Origin of the sequence: Salinigranum marinum, from assembly GCF_024228675.1 — an archaeon.
In the GTDB taxonomy this organism is placed as follows: Archaea; Halobacteriota; Halobacteria; order Halobacteriales; family Haloferacaceae; genus Salinigranum; species Salinigranum marinum.
Window position 1 is genome coordinate 3,860,250 of record NZ_CP100461.1, and the last position, 20,437, is coordinate 3,880,686.

Genomic DNA, 20,437 nt, shown 5'->3' on the forward strand with positions numbered 1-20,437 from the left:
ACCGTCCTCGACGACGCGAGCGTGACCGACAGGACGGCTCCGGATACCGTGGACGACGATGCCACGGAGGTGACCGTCACGGTCACCTACTATTGTCCGCACTGCGGGGCGCTAGCGGAACTCGACCGCGACGCTTACCTCGCCGACAAGGCCGTTACGCCGTTCCCGTTCGAGGGCTGGACGTACGCGACGCCCGACGAGGAGTACGAGTCGGCCGAGGGCGTTCGGTTCGTCTGCGGCGAGGACGGGACCCTGAAAGACGACGAGGACGGCTGTGGCGAGCCGTTCTATCTGAGTTTCGTCAAGTACGAGAACGGCCGCGAGGTCGATCCACGACGACCCGCCGAGTACGTCGAACTGAGCGAGGGCACCGGTCCGCGCGGGCCGCAGGGACCGTCGGGTCCGACAGGTCAGGGGGGCCAGTGAGTAGCGAGCCCACACGAGAACCGACCTGGTAGTGAAGCGGACCGGGAGACATCGGCCGTCCGCAATCGATCGGCCATAAGCTAGAGGCGATGGGTCGCGTGGGACGTTCCCTGGCCGCTGTAGTCGCCGTGGTCCGCCTTGACGCCGACGCACGACGACGAGCAGGGTCGTCCCGGGCGTAGATACGGAAGCGTGATGAAAACGGATTCCGCCGGTTCCCAGTGGATTGGAACGATCCGGCTCCTGCTGACGAACCGCGTCGCGACGGCTCAGCCCTTGATGTTACACACGGGGAACGTCCGCGCGACGGTCTCGCCGATGCCGAGCTCGTCCGACACCCGCACGACCTCGTCGACGTCCTTGTAGACGCCGGGTGCTTCCTCGGCGACGGTCGCTCCCGACTGTGCTTTCACGTAGATCTGCTGGCCCTCGCGGAGTTCGGACTGCACGTCGCCGCCCCAGAACTGTTTCTTGGCCTGTGTTCGGCTCATCACTCGGCCGGCACCGTGGGCGGTCGAGCCGAACGAGCGGTCGAGCGACCGGTCTCCTCCTCTGAGAACGTACGAGCCCGATCCCATGCTCCCGGGGATGATGACCGGCTGTCCGACGTCGCGGTACGCCGGTGGGATCTCGGGGCGACCGGCAGGGAACGCCCGCGTGGCTCCCTTTCGGTGGACGTACAGTTCACGCTCTTCACGCCGGACGCCCTCGTCGTACGCCGTCGGTCTGCCATCGGCGTCGACCGCGACCTCGTGGACTTCCTTCTTGGCGATGTTGTGTGCGACGTCGTACAGCAGGTCCATTTCCAACTCTTTCCACGACGCGCCGAACACGTCGGCGAACACCTCACGGGTGCGGTGGGTGATGAGCTGGCGGTTCACCCACGCGAAGTTGATGCAGGCACACATCGCGCGGTAGTACTCGTCGGCGAGTTCCGAGCCCGCAGGGGCGGCCGCCAGTTCCCTGTCGGGCAACTCGGCGAGGAGGTCGGCGTGTTCCCTTTCGACCCGGCGGAGGTAGTCCGTACAGGTCTGGTGGCCGAGCCCGCGCGAGCCGCAGTGGATCAGGACGACGGTCTGATTCTCGTGGAGGCCGTACGCGTCGGCGACGTCGGCGCGGAAGACGTCGGTGACGCGCTGGACTTCGAGGAAGTGGTTGCCGGAGCCGAGCGAGCCGAGCTGGTTCTTCCCTCTGTCCTTGGCTTTCTGCGAGACGACCGACGCGTCGGCCTCCGGGCGGTACCCCTCGTCCTCGCAGTGAGTCAGGTCCTCGCGGACGGCGTACCCCTTTTCGAGCGCCCAGTCGACGCCGCGTTCGAGCACCGCCTCGACCTCCGCTTTCGAGGTCTCGACGACCCCGCCGCCGCCGAGTCCCGAGGGGATGGCGTCGAAGAGCGCGTCGACGAGTTCCGTCTCGCGTCCTTCGAGATCGTCGTATTCGAGGTTTGTTTTCAACATTCTGACGCCACAATTTATGTCGTAGCCGACCGAGCCGGGCGAGATACAGCCGGTCTCGACGTCGGTCGCGCCGACGCCGCCGACGGGGAAACCGTAGCCCTGGTGGCCGTCGGGCATGCAGACGGCGTAGTCGGCGATGCCGGGCAGGTGAGTCGCGTTTCGCAGCTGCTGGAGGGTCTTGTCGTCGCCGATCTGCTCGAGGAGCATCTCGCTGGCGAAGACACGCGCTGGGACGCGCATCTCGCCCGTTTTCGGGAGTTCCCAGACGTAGTCGGAGAGCTGTTCGAGCGTGACGTCGCCGAACTCGCGCGTGGTCATAACTAGGCAGTCGACGCGTTCGGTGGAAAGGGTTCCGTCCTTCGGCTTCGGGGACTGTCTCGGTCAGTCCGCCGCCCCCGCCGACTCCTCCAGCGGGTCCGGGACCGCGTCGGGGACCTCGCGGGCGACCCAGGCGTCGAACGAGACCGGGCCAGCGCCGGTGACGAGCAGCGCGCTCACGAGCCCGAACATGGAGATGTGAGCGACCACCGGGTCGTCCGGGAGGCCGAACAGCGTCGTCGTCAGAAGCAGGAAGGCGACGCCGGAGAACAGACGGACGAAGAGGCCCGCGAGGAGCGCCACGCCGACGGCGGCCTCGACGACGCCCGCGCCGACGACCCAGAGGGCGGGGTCGACCGGCACGACCGCGGTGAGGTCGTACTTCGCGACGACGGCGAGCGAGTCGCCGGGGTTCACGAGCTTCTGGACGATCCCGAGGTAGACGAACGCCAGCCCCATCCCCGCGCGGAGGACGAGCGGGACGTACTCTCTGTACGAATCGACCCGCTCGACGAACGGCACCGCCACGCGCCGGTAGAACGGATCGATACGGGAGTAGAGGGTCCGCTCGTCGGCAGCCATGCGCGCGATCACTTGGTCGGCGCTCGGCCGCCCGCCGCCGACGAGCGCGATGGCGAGGAAGCCGGGGACGTACTCGAACGCAAGGAGGAGGTCGGGCGACTGCGTGAGCGCCCAGCCGTAGACGACGAGACCGGTTGCGGCCACGAGCCGGGTCCCGAAGCCGAACAGCAGGAGGAAGCCGATCGTGATGCCGACGAGGCGGACGAACGTGGCCGGGCTGGGGGTGAAGAGGGGCGTGAAGAGGTAGCCTGCGAAGCCCGCCCCCACGAGCGGGAGACCGACGCTGAGCCGGAGCAACCACGGCAGGAGGTCACGGTATCCCGCGAGGAGTTCGCGCAGGCGGAGCACGTCGTGACGGGCCGGTCGGATCCGGAGGTACGCGAGGAGTCCGACGGTTCCGGCGGCGACCCCGCCCCCGAGGAGCGCCGCGTTCAGGGGCTCGGCGAGCGTCGCAAGCAGGAACCCGATCGCGTCGACCGCGTCGCCTCCCGGAGTGACGTACTGCACGTGTGCGCGGACGGGTGCGGTGAGCGCGGCCGCGAGCGTAAGGCTCACGACGGCGATCGACGGCACCGTCCGGCGGAGTCGTGAGGGTGACATTACTCTTCCGTGAGTAAGTTCCCGACCGACCTAAGCGGTGCGGGTTCCCGGTTGACGGGCCGGAACGGTTCGTCGAGACGCCCCGGTCGGGCCCGGCGGCCCGTCGCCCCGGCGACCCTCAGACGTCGAAGACGACGTACGCCTCCCAGCCGTCGGCCCCCTCCTCCAGCCGCATCTCCGAGTACGTCACCGCCTTGATCTCGCGGGCGTCGACGCGCGAGAGGGCGACGCCGCGAGTTCGCCCCTCGACGCGCCACGAGCCTCCGTCTCCATCGGACGTCGGCACCGACGAGACGGTCGCCTCGTTGTCGACCGGGAGCACCTCGCGAACGTCACGCTCGTAGATGAGCTGGTCGAGGTAATCGAACAGGAGCGCCTCGCGGGACTCGGCCTCGACGGTGAACGAGACCGTCTCGTCGTCGTCGGCCGGCGCGGGCACGTCGTCGCACATCGCCGCCGTGAGGCCGTCGCCGACGGCGGCGAAGACACCCGACAGCGTCGCGGCGTCGGCCTCGACGGCGACGTCGGCCGTGTGGTCGCGGAGGTGGAAGGTCACTGGCCGTCCCCTCCGTCGGCTGGGCCTCGGTCCGACTCCCTCGCGGCCCGAGCGCGGTCGGTCGCCGCCTCGTCGTCCGCCCCGTCGGTGCGCTCGCGCTGGCGACCCGCGAGTTCCGCGGGGCGGCCTTCCGTGTCGGCGCGGGCGTCGGGCGCGCGATCGGCCTCGCGCGCGGGCCGGTCCGAGTCGGGATCGCCGTCGTCGTCTCGCTCGCGCTCGACGATGTGCTGGGGCCGATCGGCGAACGCAGGATCGACGGCTGCGTCGTAGCGCGCGGTGCGTTCGGTCGTCGCCGCCTCACGACCGAACTGGATCGCCGAGCCGGGATCGGTCTGTCTGTCGACCGTCTCCGCGTCGGCGAGGCCGCGGAGTTCGTCACCGGAGAGGCCGCTGTCCAGATCGGACTCAGCGATGGCGACCCCGCTCGTGACGATCGTCTGGACCCCCTCTTCGACCGTGAGGTCGACGTCCATCACCCGATCGGCCGGGAGGTGGACGAGATGCCCGCCCATCACCGGGTTCGGGGCCATCGGGAGGAACATGGTCACCATCTCGTCGTGCGGCGTCGGGTCGGCGAGCGAGTCGGGCGTCTCGGTCGTGACGAAGCCGAGCGTGTACGACCCCTCGTGGGGGAACTCGACGAGTTTTACCTCGCGGAAGCTCTCCGTGTCGCTCGACAGGACGACGTCGGACATCTGCCGGAAGCTCTCGTAGATGGAGCCGAAGCCGGGGACGCGGGCGAGCGCGTCGTCGAAGTAGTCGACGGCCCGCTCGCCGTGGCGCGACCGATCGACGACGAACCCGACCCAGAAGACGACGAGGAGGACGACGACCGGGATGGTGAGTTCGAGGACCGTCTCGGCGCGCAACGTCACCAGTTCGGGGACGACCGTCACCCGCGTCGAGACCGGAAGCAGGTTCGAGACGAGCGCGAGATAGCGGTAGAGGGTGTTGAACAGGACGGCGAAGACGAACGTCGTGACCAAGACGGGGACGACGACGGCGACGCCCGTGATGAGCGACTCACGGACGGTGTCGCTCATGGAGTGCGCGGACGCCGCTGTCTCGGGCGACTGCGACATACGGCGTACTGCGCGCGGGGTCCACCAAAGCCTTCCGGGCCTGTCGTCGGGATCGGGTCGTGGTGTGGAACGTCCGATCCCGGAGACGGTCGCACCGGCGGAGCCAGGCCAGCACGACTGCCCCCCCGCTCCGCTGTCGTGACACCGACGACTCCCGGACGAAGGCCCTTCAGCCACCGTCTGTCGGCGTCTCGGCCTCGTTCGGCAGACACGACGCGGTGGAGTTATATTCCAGACTCGTGTACCTGTACGACAGTGAGTGCCACAATCGAGAAACGGGTCGACGGGCCCAACGATGCCACGCACGTCGAGGAGGCGTGGGCGCTCAAAGAGCGTATCAGACGCACCGAGGGGGTCCTGAAACAGCGACGCGGCTTCTTCGTCGACGCCTACCGCCGCTCGACGACGCACCTCCTCTTCGACGGTGAGGACCTCGTCGGCTTCGTCTCCGTCCGTCGCGACGGCTACATCCTCTTTCTCGCGGTCGCCCCCGACGCACGCGGACAGGGACTCGGTCGCCGCCTCGTCGCCGAAGTCGCACAGAACCACCGCTCCGTGACCTGCCACGCGCGGGCGACCAACGAGAGCGCCCTCCGGTTTTACGAGCACGTCGGCTTCGAGGTCCGACGCCGGATCGACAACTACTACGAGGACGGCGGTAACGCCTACTACCTCCGTCTCGGACAGGACGCCTCCTTCCGCGAGCGGCTCTCCGAGTTCCTGCGGCGGTAACTCGCCACGCCCTGCACACGACGACCTGCGACCGACACCGTCGGCCACCTGAAGGTTTATTCACGGCTCGGGAGTACGCGGCGTCATGGACGTAGGCGTACTCACGGTCCCACTCGGTGACGAACCGCTCGACGACGCACTCGCGTACCTCGCGGGGCTCGGCGTCGGCGCGGTCGAAGTCGGCGTCGGCGGCTTTCCCGGGCAGGACCACGTCGACCGGCGGGCGCTCCTCGACGACGCGGAGGCCCGGAGCGACCTCGCCGCGGCGCTCGACGAACACGGCCTCCGGGTGAGTGCGCTGGCGACGCACAACAACCCGTTGCACCCCGACGACGAGACGGCCGCCCGCGCCGACGAGGAACTCCGCGAGGCGATCGATCTCGCGGCCGAACTCGACGTCGACGCCGTGACCTGTTTCTCGGGCCTGCCGGCGGGCGGCCCGAACGACGAGGTCCCGAACTGGATCACAGCGCCGTGGCCGACCGAACACGCCGACGCCCTGGAGTACCAGTGGGAGGTCGCTACCGACTACTGGACCGACCTGGCGGGCCACGCCGCGGCCGCGGGCGTCGACGTCGCGATCGAGATGCACCCCAACATGCTGGTGTACGAACCACACTCGCTGCTCCGACTCAGGGAGGCGACGAACGAGCGGATCGGCGCGAACTTCGACCCATCGCACCTCTACTGGCAGGGCATCGACGCGACGGCGGCGATTCGCTCTTTGGAAGGCGCGATCCACCACGTCCACGCCAAGGACACGAAGGTGTACGAGGCCAACGCCCGGACGAAGGGGGTGCTCGACACCGCGCCGTACACCGACGAAGCGGAGCGGTCGTGGCTCTTCCGCTCGGTCGGGTACGGCCACGGGGAGTCCCACTGGAAGGACGTCGTCTCCACGCTGCGGATGGTCGGCTACGACGGCGCGCTCTCGATCGAACACGAGGACTCGCTCACCTCCTCGCGAGAGGGGCTGGAGAAGGCGGTCGACCTGCTCCAGCGCGCCGTGTTCGAGACACGACCGGGCGACGCCTACTGGGCGGAGTGATCCGCATGACTGAACTCACCGTCGGCGTCCTCGGCTACCGGTTCATGGGCAAGGCGCACTCGAACGCGCTCGCGCGCCTCCCGATGTTCTTCCCGGACGCGCCGAGCGTCGAGCGACACACTCTCGTCGGCCGTGACGAGGCGGCACTGGCCGACGCCGCCGAGCGGTTCGGCTTCTCCCACACCGCGACGGACTGGCGCGACGTCGTCGACGAGGTGGACGTCTTCTACAACCTCGGCCCGAACCACGTCCACGCCGAGCCCTCCATCGCGGCGCTCGACGCGGGCGCACACGTCTTCTGTGAGAAGCCGCTCGCACCGACCATCGAGGCGGCCCGCGAGATGCACGAGGCGGCCGCTGCCGCCCCGGGCGTCGCGGGCTGTGCGTTCAACTACCGGTTCGTCCCGGCGATCCGCTACGCGAAAGGGTTGATCGACGACGGCGAACTGGGCGAGATCCGCCACGTCCGCGGGCGCTACCTCCAAGACTGGCTGGTCGACCCCGACGCGCCGTGGTCGTGGCGCAACTCGAAGGAACTGGCCGGGAGCGGCGCGTTGGGCGATCTCGGCGCGCACACGATCGACCTCGCGCGCTTTCTCGTCGGCGACGCCGCGGGCGACATCACCCGCCTCTCGGGACAGCTCCGGACGTTCGTCGACGAGCGCCCCGCCGGGGAGGAGACGCGGCCCGTGACGGTCGACGACGCCTACACCGCCCAGGCCTCGTTCGAGAACGGTGCGGTTGGGACGTTCGAGGCCTCCCGGTTCGCCACGGGCCACAAGAACGACCACACGATCGAGATCCACGGCTCCGCGGGGAGCGTCAGGTTCGCGCTCGAACGGCTGAACGAACTCGAGTACAATTCGAGCGACTCCCGGGGGTACGAGACGATCCTCGTCACGGACGAGTCGGACCCCTACATCGACCACTGGTGGCCGCCGGGGCACGTCATCGGCTGGGAGCACACGTTCGTCCACGAGAACTACGAGTTCCTCTCCGCGGCGGCCGCGGGCGGGGAGTTCCACCCGTCGTTCGCGGACGCCTACCGGGTCCAGCAGGTGCTCGATGCGATCGAGCGAAGCGACGAGCGCGGCGCGTGGGTCGACGTCGACTGAGCGGTCGGCAGTCAGACCTCGTGGACGCCCTCGTCGGTGACGATCTCCGAGACGAGATCGATGGGGGTGGCGTCGTAGGCGGGGTTCTCGACGGTGATACCGCGGGCGGGTTCGAGCATGACCTCCGTCGCTGGCCGGACCTCGTTCTCGAAGCGGAACTCGTCGATGAGCTTCGTGCTCGACCCGACGACGGTGACGGGGACGCCGACCCGGTTCGCGGTGGCGACCAGCGGGAACGTCCCGATGCGGTTGTAGAGCGTGTCCTCGACGATGCAGTCCATCCCGATGACGACCCGGTCGCACTCCGGGAGGAAGTGTCCGCAGGCACCGTCGGTCACGAGGTGAGTGTCGACGGTGTCGAACGGGGCGAGTTCGCGCGCCGTCTTCCGGCCGAGGTACCGGGGGCGCGCCTCGGTGACGTACGCGGTGAGCTCCGACGCCGCGGCGGCGGTCTCGACGGCGTCGAGCACCGTCGACGAGTAGTCGTGGGTGAGGAACGTCTCGCCGTCGACGAAGGTCTCGGCGGCGTTCGCCGCGGCGCGGCGTTTGCCTTCCTCGATCTCCTCGATCACGTCCTCGATGGCCTGGTCGAGCGCCGACATGGCCCCCTCGATGGTCGTCGACGTGCCGATCATCGCGTCGAGGATCCCCCGCATGGCGTTGTGGAGCGAGGCGTGCGAGGGGTTCGACCGCCGGAGCGCGCCGGCGTTGTGTTCGAGCGCTCGCTCGAAGTCGTCGATGGTGGCGTACTCCCGCTCCGTGAGTTCGCCGAGCGCACGCGCGGCTTTGATGGCGACGACCGAGGAACTGTGGGTCTGCATCTCCCGGATCTCCTCGATGGTCTCGTCGATCATACCCCCACGTGTGCGGGTCGCGGGGAAAACGGCTTCGGGGCGCGTATCCGATCGTTACGAACGGAGCGGACTTCGGGCGTGCCGTGAGTCCCGTGAGTGGTCGGTGTCGTGGGAGGTGGACGTACAGTAACCGGGCGCGACGCTACGCCTCGTTCCTTCCCCAACCGCCTCGTTCGCTTCGCTCACTCGCCCCTCGCGTCTCGGCTTCGATCGTCCCGCGTCAGACTCTGGGTACACCCACACCCGCCACCGATCCATCGAGTCAGTCCTCGGTGTCAGCCCCGACGTCCGGTTCGCGTTCGAGCGAGCCGTCGCCCGCGGCGGTCCGCCGGGCGTACAGGTAGACGGCGACTGCGGTCAGAAACCAGATGACCGCACCCACCCGGATGGCGAACGAGGCGCGCGCGCCCCAAGTCTGGAGCGTCGTCGTGGTCGACAGCGCCGCGACGACGGGCGACCCGACGAGGATGGTGACGACGAACGTCGTCTGCATCACCCACCCGAAGTCGACGCCGTCGGGGTCCGAGCGTTCGACGGGTTGCACGGTCTGTGGTCCGGACGCGGCGGTTAAGACGTGTCGGTTTCGCCCCTTCGTCCTCCTGGCACGTCACAGCCCGTCGAGGAACTCCCGCACGCGTTCGTTGAACGCCGCGGGCCGTTCGAGCATCGCCAGGTGGGCCGCGTCGGGGATCTCGGCGTAGCTGCACGCCGGCAGCTCGTCGGCGAGGTACTCGTGGTACCACGGCGGGGTCAGCTGGTCGTACTCGCCGACGACGGCGAGGGTCGGAACCGTCACCTCGTCGAGCCGGTCGCGAACGTCGAACCCGTGGCACGTCCGGAAGTCGCGGCGCGTAACGGCTCGTCCGACGTCATACATCGCCGCGGTCGACGCCTCGACCAGCGCCTCGTCAGCGTCGTGAAACAGTCGGTCGGGGGCGTGGAGGAACTCGACCGCGCGGTCGAAGTCGTCGTCGAGCCAGTCGAGGAGGTCGTCGAGCACGGCCAGTCGAGCGCCCGTCCCGGTGAGCACGAGGCCCGCGAGATCGAGGTCGCGCTCGAGCGCGACCGTGAGCGCGACCGCCCCGCCGAGGGAGTTGCCGACGAGGACGCGCGCGTCGACCTCCCGGGCGACCGCGACGGCGTCGTCGGCGTACGCCGCCAGCGTCTCGTACCCCGGTTCGCTGTCGACGTCGCCGCTGTCGCCGTGGCCGCTCAGGTCCAGGGCCGCGACGCCTGTCGCGTCCGCGAGTCGGAACTGCGCGCGCCAGACGTCCCGGGAGCCGCCGCTGCCGTGGAGACAGAGCAGTCCGGGCCCGTCGCCGGTGCCACGCCGGCGGTACGCCGTGGTCCGCCTGTGGTGTGTGAGCCGTTCCATAGGGGAACTGTCTCGAGTGCGATGAGATAAAGCTCCGGTGTCCGTCCATCCCCTTCGAGTGGTGGAACCGCGAGACGACTCTTCATCGATGAACCCTGCGCTGTCTCCCGATTCGTATACGAAACTTTTATATACTTAGAAAGCTAACTTGGAGTTAGTCAGTATCATGAGTGTACAACAGTTCGCCGGCTCAAACGACCGGTTCCTGCGCCGCTACGAGTACGACGACAGCTGGGTCATCGCGGCCGACCTCGGCGTCTCCGACGACGACGTCGACGTCGACATCGTCGGGACGACCGCGATCGTCGTGATCGACGCCGGCGACCAGGTCGCCGAGACGGAGTTCGAACTCCCCGGCACCGACGCGGACGTCGCCGTGCAGAACGGCATCCTGACCATCACCATCGCGAAGTAACCAGACCACGACCCTCCAACAGATCTCGTCATGAAACTCATCGTCAGACCGCTGAAACAGAAGGACGCGGGCCGCGGCCTCGCTGCCATCGACCGCCAGGCAGCCGAAGAGCTCGGACTCGAAGGGGGCGACTTCATCCGCCTCAATGGACAGAACGGCTCGACTATCGCTCGCGTCTGGCCCGGCTACCCCGAGGACCACGGCACCGGCGTGATCCGCATCGACGGCCGGCTCAGACAGCAAGCCAACGTCGGCATCGACGACCGCGTCGAGGTCGAGAAGGCCGACGTCAAGCCGGCCGCCCGCGTGACGGTCGCGCTCCCGCAGAACCTCCGTATCGGTGGCAACATCGGGACGTACATCCGCGACAAGCTCGCCGGTCAGCCGGTGACGAAAGGCCAGACCGTCCAGCTCCCGCTGGGCTTCGGCTTCATGGCCTCGTCGAACCAGTCCGTCCCCCTCCGAATCGCGTCGACCCAACCCTCCGGGACGGTCGTCGTCAACGACTCGACGAACGTCGAGATCTCCCAGAAGCCCGCCGAACAGATCCGCGAGAGCTCTCCCGGCGGTGACGAGGGTCCGTCGATCACCTACGAGGACATCGGCGGCCTCGACGGGGAGTTAGAGCAGGTCCGCGAGATGATCGAGCTGCCGATGCGCCACCCCGAGCTGTTCTCGCGGCTAGGTATCGACCCGCCGAAGGGCGTGCTGTTACACGGCCCGCCGGGTACGGGGAAGACGCTCATCGCGAAGGCCGTCGCCAACGAGATCGACGCCTCGTTCCACACGATCTCGGGCCCCGAGATCATGTCGAAGTACTACGGTGAGAGCGAAGAACAGCTCAGAGAGGTGTTCGAGGAGGCCGAGGAGGAGGCCCCGGCCATCGTCTTCATGGACGAACTCGACTCGATCGCGCCCAAGCGCGAGGAGACCTCCGGCGACGTCGAACGCCGCGTCGTCGCCCAGCTCCTCTCGCTGATGGACGGGCTCGAATCCCGTGGGCAGGTCGTCGTCATCGGCGCGACGAACCGCGTCGACGCCATCGACCCCGCTCTTCGGAGAGGGGGCCGGTTCGACCGCGAGATCGAGATCGGCGTCCCCGACCGCGAGGGCCGCAAGGAGATCCTGCAGGTTCACACCCGCAACATGCCGCTGTCCGACGAGGTGAACCTCGACGAGTTCGCCGACAACACCCACGGCTTCGTCGGTGCCGACCTCGAATCGCTGGCGAAGGAGTCGGCGATGAACGCGCTCAGACGAATTCGCCCCGAACTTGACCTCGAATCCGAGGAGATCGACGCCGAGGTGCTCGAACGCCTGCAGGTGACGCTCGACGACTTCAAGGAGGCGCTGAAGGGAATCGAACCCTCCGCGCTCCGCGAGGTGTTCGTCGAGGTGCCGGACGTCACCTGGGACGACGTCGGCGGCCTCGAAGGGACGAAAGAACGCCTCCGCGAGACCATCCAGTGGCCGCTCGAATACCCCGAGGTGTTCCAGCAGTTGGACATGGAGGCCGCCAAGGGCGTCATGCTGTACGGCCCGCCAGGGACGGGCAAGACGCTCCTCGCGAAGGCCGTCGCCAACGAGGCCGACTCGAACTTCATCTCCATCAAGGGCCCCGAACTGCTGAACAAGTACGTCGGGGAGTCCGAAAAAGGGGTGAGAGAGGTGTTCAAGAAGGCCCGCGGGAACGCGCCGACGGTGGTGTTCTTCGACGAGATCGACTCGATCGCCACCGAGCGCGGCCGCAACACCGGCGACTCCGGCGTGAGCGAACGGGTCGTGAGCCAGCTGCTGACGGAACTCGACGGGCTCGAAGCACTCGAAGACGTCGTCGTCATCGCCACCTCGAACCGGCCCGATCTCATCGACTCGGCGCTCCTCCGGCCGGGGCGCTTAGACAGACACGTCCACGTGCCCGTCCCCGACGAGGAGGCCCGCCGGGCGATCTTCGACGTCCACACGCGGAGCAAACCGCTCGCCGACGACGTCGACCTCGACGCCCTCGCGCGGAAGACCGAAGGGTACGTCGGTGCCGACATCGAGGCCGTCGCCCGCGAGGCCGCGATGACCGCCTCCCGGGAGTTCATCCACAGCGTCTCGAAGGAGGAGATCGGCGAGTCGATCGGTAACGTCCGCATCACGATGGCGCACTTCGAGGACGCCCTTGACGAGGTCACGCCGTCGGTCACCGCCGACACCAGAAAGCGCTACGAGGAGATCGAAGAGCGCTTCAAGAAGAGCGAGGTCGAACGCGACGCCGAGACCGAAATGGGCCGGACGTTCCAGTAACCCTAACTCGGTCCGTCTTTCCCCCTCGACTGCCCGCCGACGGACGTCGTAGTCGGTCATCACGACGTTTCTGTTTCCGTCCACACCTCGTACCAAGGACCATACCGCTCGCCGCCGAACCCCGGGTATGATCGTCGCCGAGACCGCCGACGCGTACCGGTTCGTCACCCAGCCAGAGCACGCAGCACAGGTGGGCCGCTTCGCCGAGGCGTGGGGCGGCGGCGTGTTCGCCGAACCTTCACCCCGAGCGCCAGTCGTGATGGCCGCCGCGCTCCACGACGCCGGCTGGCACGACTATGACCTCGCACCACACCTCGTCGACGGGGCGCCCGCGAGCGTCCTCGACACGACGCGCGAGGAGTGGGTCGCGTTCTACGACAACGGGATCGACGCGGTGACGGCGCGGGACCCCTACGCGGGACTGCTGTGTGCGATGCACGGCGCGGGGGTCCGCCGGCGTCGGTACGGCACCCACTCCGACCTCCCGGACACGTCCGACGAGTTCGCCGCGTTCGTCCGCGCACAGGAGTCGCGCCAGCTGTCGCTCGTCGCCCGCCTCGCCGCCGACGGCCGGTACGCCGACCACGTCGACGGGGCCGACCGGCGAGCGCTGGAGGCGCTCCACGACGGACGAGATCCCAGCGTCGAGAGCGAGCTCGTCTGCAACTACCGACTCCTCCAGACGTGGGACCGGCTCTCGCTGTACTGCTGTACGACGATCGACCACGAGGCGACGCGGCTCGGCGGCGTCCCGGTCGCCCCCGGGGAACCCGACGTCGAACTCTCGGTGCGGCCCGTCGACGAGACGACGTTCGCGATCGATCCGTTCCCGTTCGACGAGTCGCCGCTCTCGGTCCCGGTTCGGACCCGGACGGTCCCCCGGGACGCGGTCGACTCGGGCACCGAAGCCGACCTCGTGCGGTCGTACTACGCCGCTCCCGTCGACACCGTCGCGTTCACCGTCCGCGGCTGACGCGGCGGCTCCGCCGCGCCCGACAGGTTCTTATACACCCTTCCCCGAATGGCAGGTCGGAACGCCTCGTCGTAAGCCGCGACGTGGCGGCTTCGTTTCACCGGAACGCTGGTGTGTCAAACCACCAGACGACAGCGGCGCGTTCGTCACGATTTATATGCTATCTTCGAGGTCGAGCAGGATCCCCTCCGCGTGGTTCTCGGGCGAGACGTCCTCGTAGGCTCGGACGATCGTCCCCTCGGGATCGACGACGTACGTGTTGCGGAAGACGCCGTCGAACGTCTTCCCGAACATCTTCTTCTCGCCGTAAGAGTCGTACGCCTCGGCGACCGCGCCGTCCTCGTCGGAGAGCAGATCGAACGACAGGTCGTGTTTCTCGGCGAACGTCGCGAGGTCGGAGACCGGGTCGTCGCTGATGCCGACGACCGAGATCCCTCGCTCGGAGAACTCGTCGACGGCGTCGCGGAAGCCACACGCCTCCGTGGTACAGCCGGGCGTGTCCGCACGCGGGTAGAAGTAAACGACGACCCAGCCGTCGAAATCGGCGAGTCCGACTGGTTCGCCGTGTTGGTTCTGCAACTCGAAGTCCGGCGCGGCCGTTCCCGTGTCGAGCATGCTTGGATCCGGGACCGCCGGGGGCAAGAATCAGTCGATGCGCTCGGCGGCGTCCTTCTGCAGGAGGGGCTCGGCGTTGGTCGTGGGGAGCGTCACGACGTCCTCGCGCGCGAGGTCGTACTCGCGGTCGTCGACGCCGTAGACGGTCCCGACGTCGGCCGTGATCCGGAGCACCGTCCGCTCTGTGTCGGTCGTGTCGGTCGTGTCGGCGTCGTCGGAACGCGCCTGGACAGAGTCGTCGGACACCGTCGCCGCCTCGCCGACGGGGCGGTCCTCACCGACCGTCTCGCCACCGACCGGCGTCGACTCGTCAGGACTGGCCTCCGCTCCGGGCGTCGACTCGGGCGAGGAGTCGCCGGACGCGACGGCCGCGAGGCTCTCCTCGGACTCTCCGCCGCCGAGCGCGTCCGACAGCAGGCCGTCGGCCGCGGGTTCGGGTGCGTCGGGCGGATCGACCACGTCCGCCCCGGTCCGGTCACCGCTGCCCGCGTCGGCCTCCCCGGTCGACTCGGTCGAATCGGTCGACTCGGCGGCCGCCGGGGACGGCTCGTCGGACGCTGGTTCCGCCGCCGTGTCGTCGGCGTTCCGCTCGAGCGTTGCGAGGACGGTCCGTCGGTTCTCGCGGATGCGCCCGACGAGGTCGTCGAAGAGGTCGCGTTCCTCGACCGTCATCCCGTCCTCGTCCGTCGCCATGTCCGCGGCGGCGAACGAGGCGTGCTTGACCACCTTGCCCACGCGGCGCTCGTACAGCGCGTTCGCGGTCTCCTTCGTGGACTCGATCTCGTCGGTCAGGCGGCGGACGTCGTCGGAGGCGAAGGGGTCGTCGGCCGCCGCCACCGCGCGCTCGCGTTCGTCTTTCAACTGGGCGATGTAGGCGGCGACGTTCTCGTAGAACTCGTCGCGCAGGTGCTGGAGGCTGTCCTTCTGACGCTCAGCCCGCTGGACGCTGCGTAGTTCTTCGAGGTTCATCGTCGGTCGTGTTCGCGTTCGGGGGTCACGTCGGGTCGGGGTTTCTCCGCGCGCTCGCGTGCGAGGAGGAACACGCCCACGCACTCACGAACCGAGACGACACCCTCCTCCATCCTAAACCTGTCGCCGTCCATCCAAACGGGGCCGGGCTCGGTCACCTCGATCTCGATCTCGCGGTCGGTGAACGGTTCGGCGACCGCGTCGACGAGTGGGTCGAACGAGTCGACCCCGTCGACAGGCACGCGTTGGACCACGAGGCCGGTTCCGCCGTGGAGGCTCCCGGGGAAGCGAATGAGCCGCCGGAGGTCCGTCGTCACCGGTTCGTCGATGGGTGCGGTCTCGGCGGTCACCGTCTCGCGGGCGAGCGCCTCGACCAGGGTGCGGACGCCGGGACCACCCGCTTCGAGGTTACCCGTCCTGATCGCCTCCGGCGTCGACTCGACCGCCCCGAGCACCGTCCGCGCGCGCTTCTCCCCGATGCCGTCGAACTCCCGCAGGCGGTCGACGGCGTCCGCCTCGTCCATCCCGCAGAGTTCGTCGACGAACGAGAGGAGTCGACGGTGGGTCCGTCGGCCCCACCCGCCCTCGGTCTTCAGCACGCGGCGGGTCGTCCCCCGGTTCGACTCGGTCCGAACCAGCCCTTCGAGATCGAGGTCGATCGCGCGGAGGTAGTCGACGATCTCGCGCCGCGCCGCCGAATCCAGGCTTCGAACCCGGTCGTCGCGCACGTGGACGTGATAGCCCCGCCCGCCCGAGAACACCACCTGCAACGCCTCGTCGGCGAAGCCGAGATCGTCGGTCAGGAGGTCGAGCAACCGCACGAGTGCCTGCTTGCACTCGCCGAGCATCTCCGGGTACGGCGTCGACTCGTCGACCCCGTCGAGGTGGTCGCCGTCGAGGTCGAAGACGAGGTCGGCGCCCTGCCACCCTTTCTCGTCCATCGTTCCCGCGCCGGGATCGTGGTACTCCGCGGCCGAGAAGTAGACGTGCCGCGGCCCTTCGTCGCCGAGGAAGGTGCCCACGTCGCCGAGGTCGAACAGCGACTTGTGTCGGACCATCGTGGTCCCGCCGGCGGTCCAGGGGATGTAGCCCCACTCCCGTGACTCCGCACCGGGAGGGAGGTCGACGTCGGTCGACGCGTAGTACGCGCGGAACCGACGGCGAAGGTAGTCGCGGGTCGTGGGGTCCATGACGGCTGAGGTTGTCGAGGGGCCGGTAAAATCGTTGTGTCTCCGCCGTGGACGACCTCGACTCGACGACCCTCCTCACGGCGAGACGGTTAAGTCACTTACTCACAAACGTCGTCCATTGAACTCGGGGGGCCAACGACGAGACCGCGCGGAGTGACGCCGTTCGCCGCTGCTAGTGATGACGGCGAATTTACTACAACTACGGTAGTAACCATTACCGAAAGTATAAATAATCCCTATACTAACACATCGAACTGTAATGGTTGATACTGAGCCACACGACGGTGGATCGGGTGTGTCGCGTCGAAGTTTCGTCAAGGCGGCCGGGGCGTCGGGCGTCGCAGTCGGGCTCGCCGGCTGTGTGAGCACCGGCGGCGGTGACGGGGGGAGCGGCGACGGCGGCTCCGGTGGCTCGACCGACACGCCGATCAACACCGACGCACCGACCGAGGAGATCACGATCCAGTGGGCGGCGGACACGCGCGTCGCGGACTCCTCCGACGAGGTGATCCAGGCGATGCGGGAGGCGGGGCTTCCGGACAACATCAACGTCGAGATCCTCGCGGGGTCGCAGGTCACCGACAACCGGCAGTCGCAGTATCAGCAGTGGCTGAGTTCGGGTCGCGAGGACCCCACTCTCCTCATGATGGACAGCGGGTGGACGATCCCGTTCATCGCCCGCGAACAGCTCCAGAACCTGAGCCAGTCGCTCCCGAACGAGATGGTGAGCCAGATCGAGGAGAACTACTTCGAGGCGTCGGTCAACACCGCACAGGGGGCGGACGGTGACCTGTACGGCATCCCGCTGTTCCCGGACTTCCCGACGATGCAGTACCGCAAAGACCTGCTTCGTGAGGCCGGCTACGGCGACTCCGACTTCGAAACCTGGGCCACCGAGTCCATGTCGTGGGCGGAGTTCTCGCAGGTCACCCGAGAGGCGATGGACGCCAACGCCGACGCGGACAACTCCTACGGGAACGCCGACCAGCAGTACGGCTACACGTTCCAGGCGAACGCCTACGAGGGGCTGTCGTGCTGTGACTTCAACGAGTTCATGACCTCCTGGGGCGGCGCGTACTTCGGCGACCCCTCCCAGAACCTCTTCGGCCCGGTCGGAGACCGCCCGATCACCATCGACGAGGAGGCCGTCCTGCAGTCGATCCGGATGGTCCGGAAGTTCATCCACGGCTCGGACGACCCCGAGGCGCTCGGCGAGGAGTACGCGGGCAACATCGCCCCCGAGGCGGTGCTCCAGTGGACCGAGGAGCCCTCGCGGTCGCCCTTCACGAACGGCGCGACGGTGATGCACCGCAACTGGCCGTACTCGATCGTCATCAACGGCGCGGAGGACGTCTTCGGCGAGGACCTCGGCGTTATGCCGATCCCGTACGGTGTCCCCGAGAGCGAGGCGCAGTACCCGATGACCGGCGGCCCGGTCGCCGCCCTCGGCGGCTGGCACATGACGATGAACCCGAACTCGTCGTCGGCGAAGAAGCAGGCGGCAGTGCAGGTCCTGCGCACGATGATGCAGGACTCGTTCAAGCTCGAGATCTTCCGCATCATCGGCTGGATCCCGCCGGAGCCGTCCCTGCTCGACTCCAGCGAGGCCGCCGAGGTCGACGTGATCGGCCGGTACACCCAGCAGCTGAAAGTCGCCGGCGAGAACGCTATCCCGCGGCCCGTCACCGTCGTCTGGCCACAGCAGTCCGGCCGGATCTCCACGCAGGTCAACGCCACGTACGCGCGGGAAAAGTCGCCCGAACAGGCGATGTCGGATCTCAAGTCGCAGCTCCAGCAGATCGAGAACAGCGCCTAAGTACCCACGGGACACTGTCACACACGCACACACATGGCAACTGAACAACGAACCGAGGAAGGCGTCCGCACGCGGTCGGGGCCGCTTGTGGGTATCACCCGCTGGATGGAGAACCTCTCGGAGGCGCAGTACGCGTATCTCCTGTTGATCCCAGCGTTGGTGCTGCTTCTCGTCATCGCCATCTACCCGTTGGCGTCGACGTTCCTGATGTCGTTGTCGGCGGACGCCCTCACCGGCTCCGCTCGGCTCGGTGAGTTCGTCGGCTTCCAGAACTACGTACAGCTGCTGACCGGACAGATCGACTTCAAACTCCCCGCGCCGTTCCTGCCCAGTGGCGGGACGGCGTTCATCCAGAGCGCACTGGGCGTGACGCTCGTCTTCACCGCTCTCAGCGTGCTGTTCGAGACGATCATCGGCTTCGGCCAGGCGCTCGTTCTCGACCAGGAGTTCCGCGGCCGGCGGTGGGTCCGCGTCGCCATCATCATCCCGTGGGCGGTGCCGATCGTTATCCAGGGGATGATCTTCTTCCTGATGTTCCAGCCGAACATCGGCTTCCTCATCGGCTCGGCGGAGAACCCGACACTGCTCAACCAACTGGGCATCAGCACGACACCGCTGCGGAACACGGTCGACTCGCTGACGCTCATCATCATCGCCGACGTCTGGAAGACCACGGCGTTCATGGCGCTTTTGATCCTCGCGGGGATGCAGAGCATCGACCGCTCGCTGTACAACGTCGCCAAGGTCTCCGGTGCGTCGCCGTGGCAGCGTTTCAAGATGATCACGCTCCCGCTGATCCTGCCGACCATCCTCGTCGCGATGCTGTTCCGGACCATCGCCGCGATGCGCGTCTACGGGATCATCGAGACGATGGCGGGCTGTTCGACGGTGCCGTCGCTGTCGTGTCTCGTCGTGACGACGTTCAACTCACGGCTGTACGGCACCTCGGCGACCGTCGCGTTCGTGACCGCGGCCATCATCGCGGTCGTGGTCTCGATCTACATCGTCAAGTTCGCCGACGCCGAGGGAGGTGCGTTCTAGATGGCGACCGACAACCCGGCGAAAGAGATGGGCCAGATGGAGGACGCGCCGATCTCGCGCGGGCCGCTCGCCACCTGGGTGAGCAAGGTCATCAAGAACCCCGAGCGCGCGTACCGCGCGATGTTCTACGTGCTCACCATCTTCTTCCTGATCACGACGCTGTTTCCCTTCTACTGGCTGCTCGTGCTCGCGCTCACGCCGAACCAGGCCATCTCGAACATGGGGCTCGTCCCCAAGGGGTTCAACCCCGGCGTCTTCGTCACGATGTTCGAGCGGGTGCCGTTCCACCTCTACATGTTCAACAGCTTCGTTCTCGGCATCTCAACGACCGTCATCGTGCTGCTGCTGGCGTCGCTCGCCGGCTACGTGTTCGGACGCCTCCGGTTCCCCGGGAAGAACGTACTGATGCTCGCCATCCTGGCGATCTCGTACTTCCCGCCGGCGGCGTTCCTCATCCCGCTGTTCCAGTTGTTCACTGGGAACGTGGCTTTGACGTTCATGATACCGGGCTTGCCCGAGATCACAGTCGCGTCACCGGACACGTTCAACACGCCGATCCCGATGGTGATGCCGTTCAGCGCGCTGTTCCTGCCGCTGTCGATATTCATCCTCACGACGTTCTACGGCCAGATCCCCGACGGTCTGGAGGACGCCGCGCGGGTGGAAGGTACCACCAGACTCGGCGCGCTGTTCCGCGTCATCATCCCGCTGTCGGCACCCGGTGTCGCGACCGCCGGCGTGCTGACGTTCATCTCGGTGTACAACGAGTTCTTCTTCTCGTTCCTGATGAACAACGGCGAGGCCTCGTCGTGGGCACCGATCGTCGCCGGTATCCTGAAGTATCAGGGCCAGTTCGACACGCCGTACAACCTGATGGCGGCTGCGAGTATCGTCGGGGTTCTGCCCGTGGCAATCCTGGTCATCATCGCTCAGGAGCGGATCGTGAGCGGACTGACCGCCGGAGCACTCAAGGAGTAATAC

20 protein-coding genes are annotated in these 20,437 nt (G+C 67.6%); 10 read left to right on the forward strand and 10 right to left on the reverse strand.

Features of this window, described 5'->3' with window-relative positions; translation table 11 throughout:
• Positions 1-69 precede the first annotated feature (69 nt).
• Complete coding sequence (locus tag NKJ07_RS19335) at positions 70-426, forward strand: DUF7969 family protein (protein WP_318570500.1); 357 nt, start codon at positions 70-72, stop codon at positions 424-426.
• A gap of 269 nt (positions 427-695) precedes the next feature.
• On the opposite strand, the gene NKJ07_RS19340 is transcribed toward NKJ07_RS19335, so the two are convergent.
• The 4 genes from NKJ07_RS19340 to NKJ07_RS19355 form a co-directional block, all read right to left on the reverse strand.
• On the reverse strand, positions 696-2,201 hold the full coding sequence (locus NKJ07_RS19340) for an RtcB family protein (RefSeq protein ID WP_318568416.1): 1,506 nt from the start codon (positions 2,199-2,201) through the stop codon (positions 696-698).
• Between the two features lie 63 nt (positions 2,202-2,264).
• On the reverse strand, positions 2,265-3,383 hold the full coding sequence (locus NKJ07_RS19345; RefSeq protein WP_318568417.1) for a DoxX family protein: 1,119 nt from the start codon (positions 3,381-3,383) through the stop codon (positions 2,265-2,267).
• Between the two features lie 118 nt (positions 3,384-3,501).
• Positions 3,502-3,939, reverse strand: a complete 438-nt coding sequence (locus NKJ07_RS19350) for an archease (RefSeq protein ID WP_318568418.1) — start codon at positions 3,937-3,939, stop codon at positions 3,502-3,504.
• On the reverse strand, positions 3,936-5,021 hold the full coding sequence (locus NKJ07_RS19355) for a DUF502 domain-containing protein (RefSeq protein WP_318568419.1): 1,086 nt from the start codon (positions 5,019-5,021) through the stop codon (positions 3,936-3,938). Before NKJ07_RS19355 ends, NKJ07_RS19350 begins: the two co-directional genes overlap by 4 nt.
• A gap of 255 nt (positions 5,022-5,276) precedes the next feature.
• Here NKJ07_RS19355 and NKJ07_RS19360 point away from each other — a divergent pair, with 255 nt between their 5' ends.
• From NKJ07_RS19360 to NKJ07_RS19370, 3 genes are all read left to right on the forward strand, one after another.
• Positions 5,277-5,753 (forward strand): GNAT family N-acetyltransferase, encoded by a 477-nt coding sequence (locus NKJ07_RS19360; protein ID WP_318568420.1) that lies wholly within the window; start codon positions 5,277-5,279, stop codon positions 5,751-5,753.
• Positions 5,754-5,838: 85 nt separating this feature from the next.
• Positions 5,839-6,801: a sugar phosphate isomerase/epimerase family protein gene (locus NKJ07_RS19365; protein ID WP_318568421.1), complete on the forward strand. Its 963-nt coding sequence runs from the start codon at positions 5,839-5,841 to the stop codon at positions 6,799-6,801.
• Positions 6,802-6,806: 5 nt separating this feature from the next.
• A complete protein-coding gene (locus tag NKJ07_RS19370) occupies positions 6,807-7,916 on the forward strand; it encodes a Gfo/Idh/MocA family protein (protein WP_318568422.1) in 1,110 nt (369 codons plus the stop codon).
• An 11-nt stretch (positions 7,917-7,927) separates the two neighbouring features.
• Here the strand turns inward: NKJ07_RS19370 and NKJ07_RS19375 are convergent, their stop codons facing one another.
• The 3 genes from NKJ07_RS19375 to NKJ07_RS19385 form a co-directional block, all read right to left on the reverse strand.
• Positions 7,928-8,770: an eIF2B alpha/beta/delta subunit family protein gene (locus NKJ07_RS19375; protein WP_318568423.1), complete on the reverse strand. Its 843-nt coding sequence runs from the start codon at positions 8,768-8,770 to the stop codon at positions 7,928-7,930.
• 262 nt (positions 8,771-9,032) lie between these two features.
• Positions 9,033-9,314 (reverse strand): DUF5822 domain-containing protein, encoded by a 282-nt coding sequence (locus NKJ07_RS19380; protein WP_318568424.1) that lies wholly within the window; start codon positions 9,312-9,314, stop codon positions 9,033-9,035.
• Between the two features lie 63 nt (positions 9,315-9,377).
• Complete coding sequence (locus tag NKJ07_RS19385) at positions 9,378-10,145, reverse strand: alpha/beta fold hydrolase (protein WP_318568425.1); 768 nt, start codon at positions 10,143-10,145, stop codon at positions 9,378-9,380.
• A 166-nt stretch (positions 10,146-10,311) separates the two neighbouring features.
• Here NKJ07_RS19385 and NKJ07_RS19390 point away from each other — a divergent pair, with 166 nt between their 5' ends.
• The 3 genes from NKJ07_RS19390 to NKJ07_RS19400 all read left to right on the forward strand — a co-directional run bounded on the left by NKJ07_RS19390 (position 10,312) and on the right by NKJ07_RS19400 (position 13,825).
• Entirely contained in the window at positions 10,312-10,560 is a 249-nt protein-coding gene (locus NKJ07_RS19390) for a DUF7127 family protein (protein WP_318568426.1), read from the forward strand.
• A gap of 30 nt (positions 10,561-10,590) precedes the next feature.
• Positions 10,591-12,852 carry a CDC48 family AAA ATPase gene (locus tag NKJ07_RS19395; protein ID WP_318568427.1) on the forward strand — a complete coding sequence of 754 codons (2,262 nt, stop codon included), beginning with the start codon at positions 10,591-10,593 and terminating at the stop codon, positions 12,850-12,852.
• Positions 12,853-12,979: 127 nt separating this feature from the next.
• Positions 12,980-13,825, forward strand: coding sequence for a DUF3891 family protein (locus NKJ07_RS19400; RefSeq protein WP_318568428.1), 846 nt, complete (start codon positions 12,980-12,982; stop codon positions 13,823-13,825).
• A 153-nt stretch (positions 13,826-13,978) separates the two neighbouring features.
• Here the strand turns inward: NKJ07_RS19400 and bcp are convergent, their stop codons facing one another.
• From bcp to priS, 3 genes are read right to left on the reverse strand one after another with little or no spacing between them, the layout of a single operon-like run.
• Positions 13,979-14,440: a thioredoxin-dependent thiol peroxidase gene (gene bcp / locus NKJ07_RS19405; protein WP_318568429.1), complete on the reverse strand. Its 462-nt coding sequence runs from the start codon at positions 14,438-14,440 to the stop codon at positions 13,979-13,981.
• A gap of 30 nt (positions 14,441-14,470) precedes the next feature.
• Positions 14,471-15,409: a hypothetical protein gene (locus NKJ07_RS19410; protein WP_318568430.1), complete on the reverse strand. Its 939-nt coding sequence runs from the start codon at positions 15,407-15,409 to the stop codon at positions 14,471-14,473.
• On the reverse strand, positions 15,406-16,599 hold the full coding sequence (gene priS / locus NKJ07_RS19415; RefSeq protein WP_318568431.1) for a DNA primase catalytic subunit PriS: 1,194 nt from the start codon (positions 16,597-16,599) through the stop codon (positions 15,406-15,408). Before priS ends, NKJ07_RS19410 begins: the two co-directional genes overlap by 4 nt.
• A 259-nt stretch (positions 16,600-16,858) precedes the next feature.
• Here priS and NKJ07_RS19420 point away from each other — a divergent pair, with 259 nt between their 5' ends.
• The 3 genes from NKJ07_RS19420 to NKJ07_RS19430 all read left to right on the forward strand — a co-directional run bounded on the left by NKJ07_RS19420 (position 16,859) and on the right by NKJ07_RS19430 (position 20,434).
• Entirely contained in the window at positions 16,859-18,415 is a 1,557-nt protein-coding gene (locus NKJ07_RS19420; RefSeq protein WP_318568432.1) for a substrate-binding domain-containing protein, read from the forward strand.
• 105 nt (positions 18,416-18,520) lie between these two features.
• A complete protein-coding gene (locus tag NKJ07_RS19425) occupies positions 18,521-19,456 on the forward strand; it encodes a carbohydrate ABC transporter permease (protein WP_318570501.1) in 936 nt (311 codons plus the stop codon).
• Positions 19,457-20,434, forward strand: coding sequence for a carbohydrate ABC transporter permease (locus NKJ07_RS19430; protein WP_318568433.1), 978 nt, complete (start codon positions 19,457-19,459; stop codon positions 20,432-20,434).
• The last annotated feature ends 3 nt before the right edge of the window (positions 20,435-20,437 follow it).

What these genes read in the sequence shown, in the direction of transcription:
- NKJ07_RS19340 (WP_318568416.1), bottom strand. Translation starts at nt 2,201, where the DNA reads ATGACCACGCGCGAGTTCGGCGACGTCACGCTCGAACAGCTCTCCGAC.
- NKJ07_RS19345 (WP_318568417.1), bottom strand. Translation starts at nt 3,383, where the DNA reads ATGTCACCCTCACGACTCCGCCGGACGGTGCCGTCGATCGCCGTCGTG.
- NKJ07_RS19355 (WP_318568419.1), bottom strand. Translation starts at nt 5,021, where the DNA reads ATGTCGCAGTCGCCCGAGACAGCGGCGTCCGCGCACTCCATGAGCGAC.
- NKJ07_RS19365 (WP_318568421.1), top strand. Translation starts at nt 5,839, where the DNA reads ATGGACGTAGGCGTACTCACGGTCCCACTCGGTGACGAACCGCTCGAC.
- NKJ07_RS19370 (WP_318568422.1), top strand. Translation starts at nt 6,807, where the DNA reads ATGACTGAACTCACCGTCGGCGTCCTCGGCTACCGGTTCATGGGCAAG.
- NKJ07_RS19375 (WP_318568423.1), bottom strand. Translation starts at nt 8,770, where the DNA reads ATGATCGACGAGACCATCGAGGAGATCCGGGAGATGCAGACCCACAGT.
- NKJ07_RS19385 (WP_318568425.1), bottom strand. Translation starts at nt 10,145, where the DNA reads ATGGAACGGCTCACACACCACAGGCGGACCACGGCGTACCGCCGGCGT.
- NKJ07_RS19390 (WP_318568426.1), top strand. Translation starts at nt 10,312, where the DNA reads ATGAGTGTACAACAGTTCGCCGGCTCAAACGACCGGTTCCTGCGCCGC.
- NKJ07_RS19395 (WP_318568427.1), top strand. Translation starts at nt 10,591, where the DNA reads ATGAAACTCATCGTCAGACCGCTGAAACAGAAGGACGCGGGCCGCGGC.
- NKJ07_RS19400 (WP_318568428.1), top strand. Translation starts at nt 12,980, where the DNA reads ATGATCGTCGCCGAGACCGCCGACGCGTACCGGTTCGTCACCCAGCCA.
- bcp (WP_318568429.1), bottom strand. Translation starts at nt 14,440, where the DNA reads ATGCTCGACACGGGAACGGCCGCGCCGGACTTCGAGTTGCAGAACCAA.
- NKJ07_RS19410 (WP_318568430.1), bottom strand. Translation starts at nt 15,409, where the DNA reads ATGAACCTCGAAGAACTACGCAGCGTCCAGCGGGCTGAGCGTCAGAAG.
- priS (WP_318568431.1), bottom strand. Translation starts at nt 16,599, where the DNA reads ATGGACCCCACGACCCGCGACTACCTTCGCCGTCGGTTCCGCGCGTAC.
- NKJ07_RS19420 (WP_318568432.1), top strand. Translation starts at nt 16,859, where the DNA reads ATGGTTGATACTGAGCCACACGACGGTGGATCGGGTGTGTCGCGTCGA.
- NKJ07_RS19425 (WP_318570501.1), top strand. Translation starts at nt 18,521, where the DNA reads ATGGAGAACCTCTCGGAGGCGCAGTACGCGTATCTCCTGTTGATCCCA.
- NKJ07_RS19430 (WP_318568433.1), top strand. Translation starts at nt 19,457, where the DNA reads ATGGCGACCGACAACCCGGCGAAAGAGATGGGCCAGATGGAGGACGCG.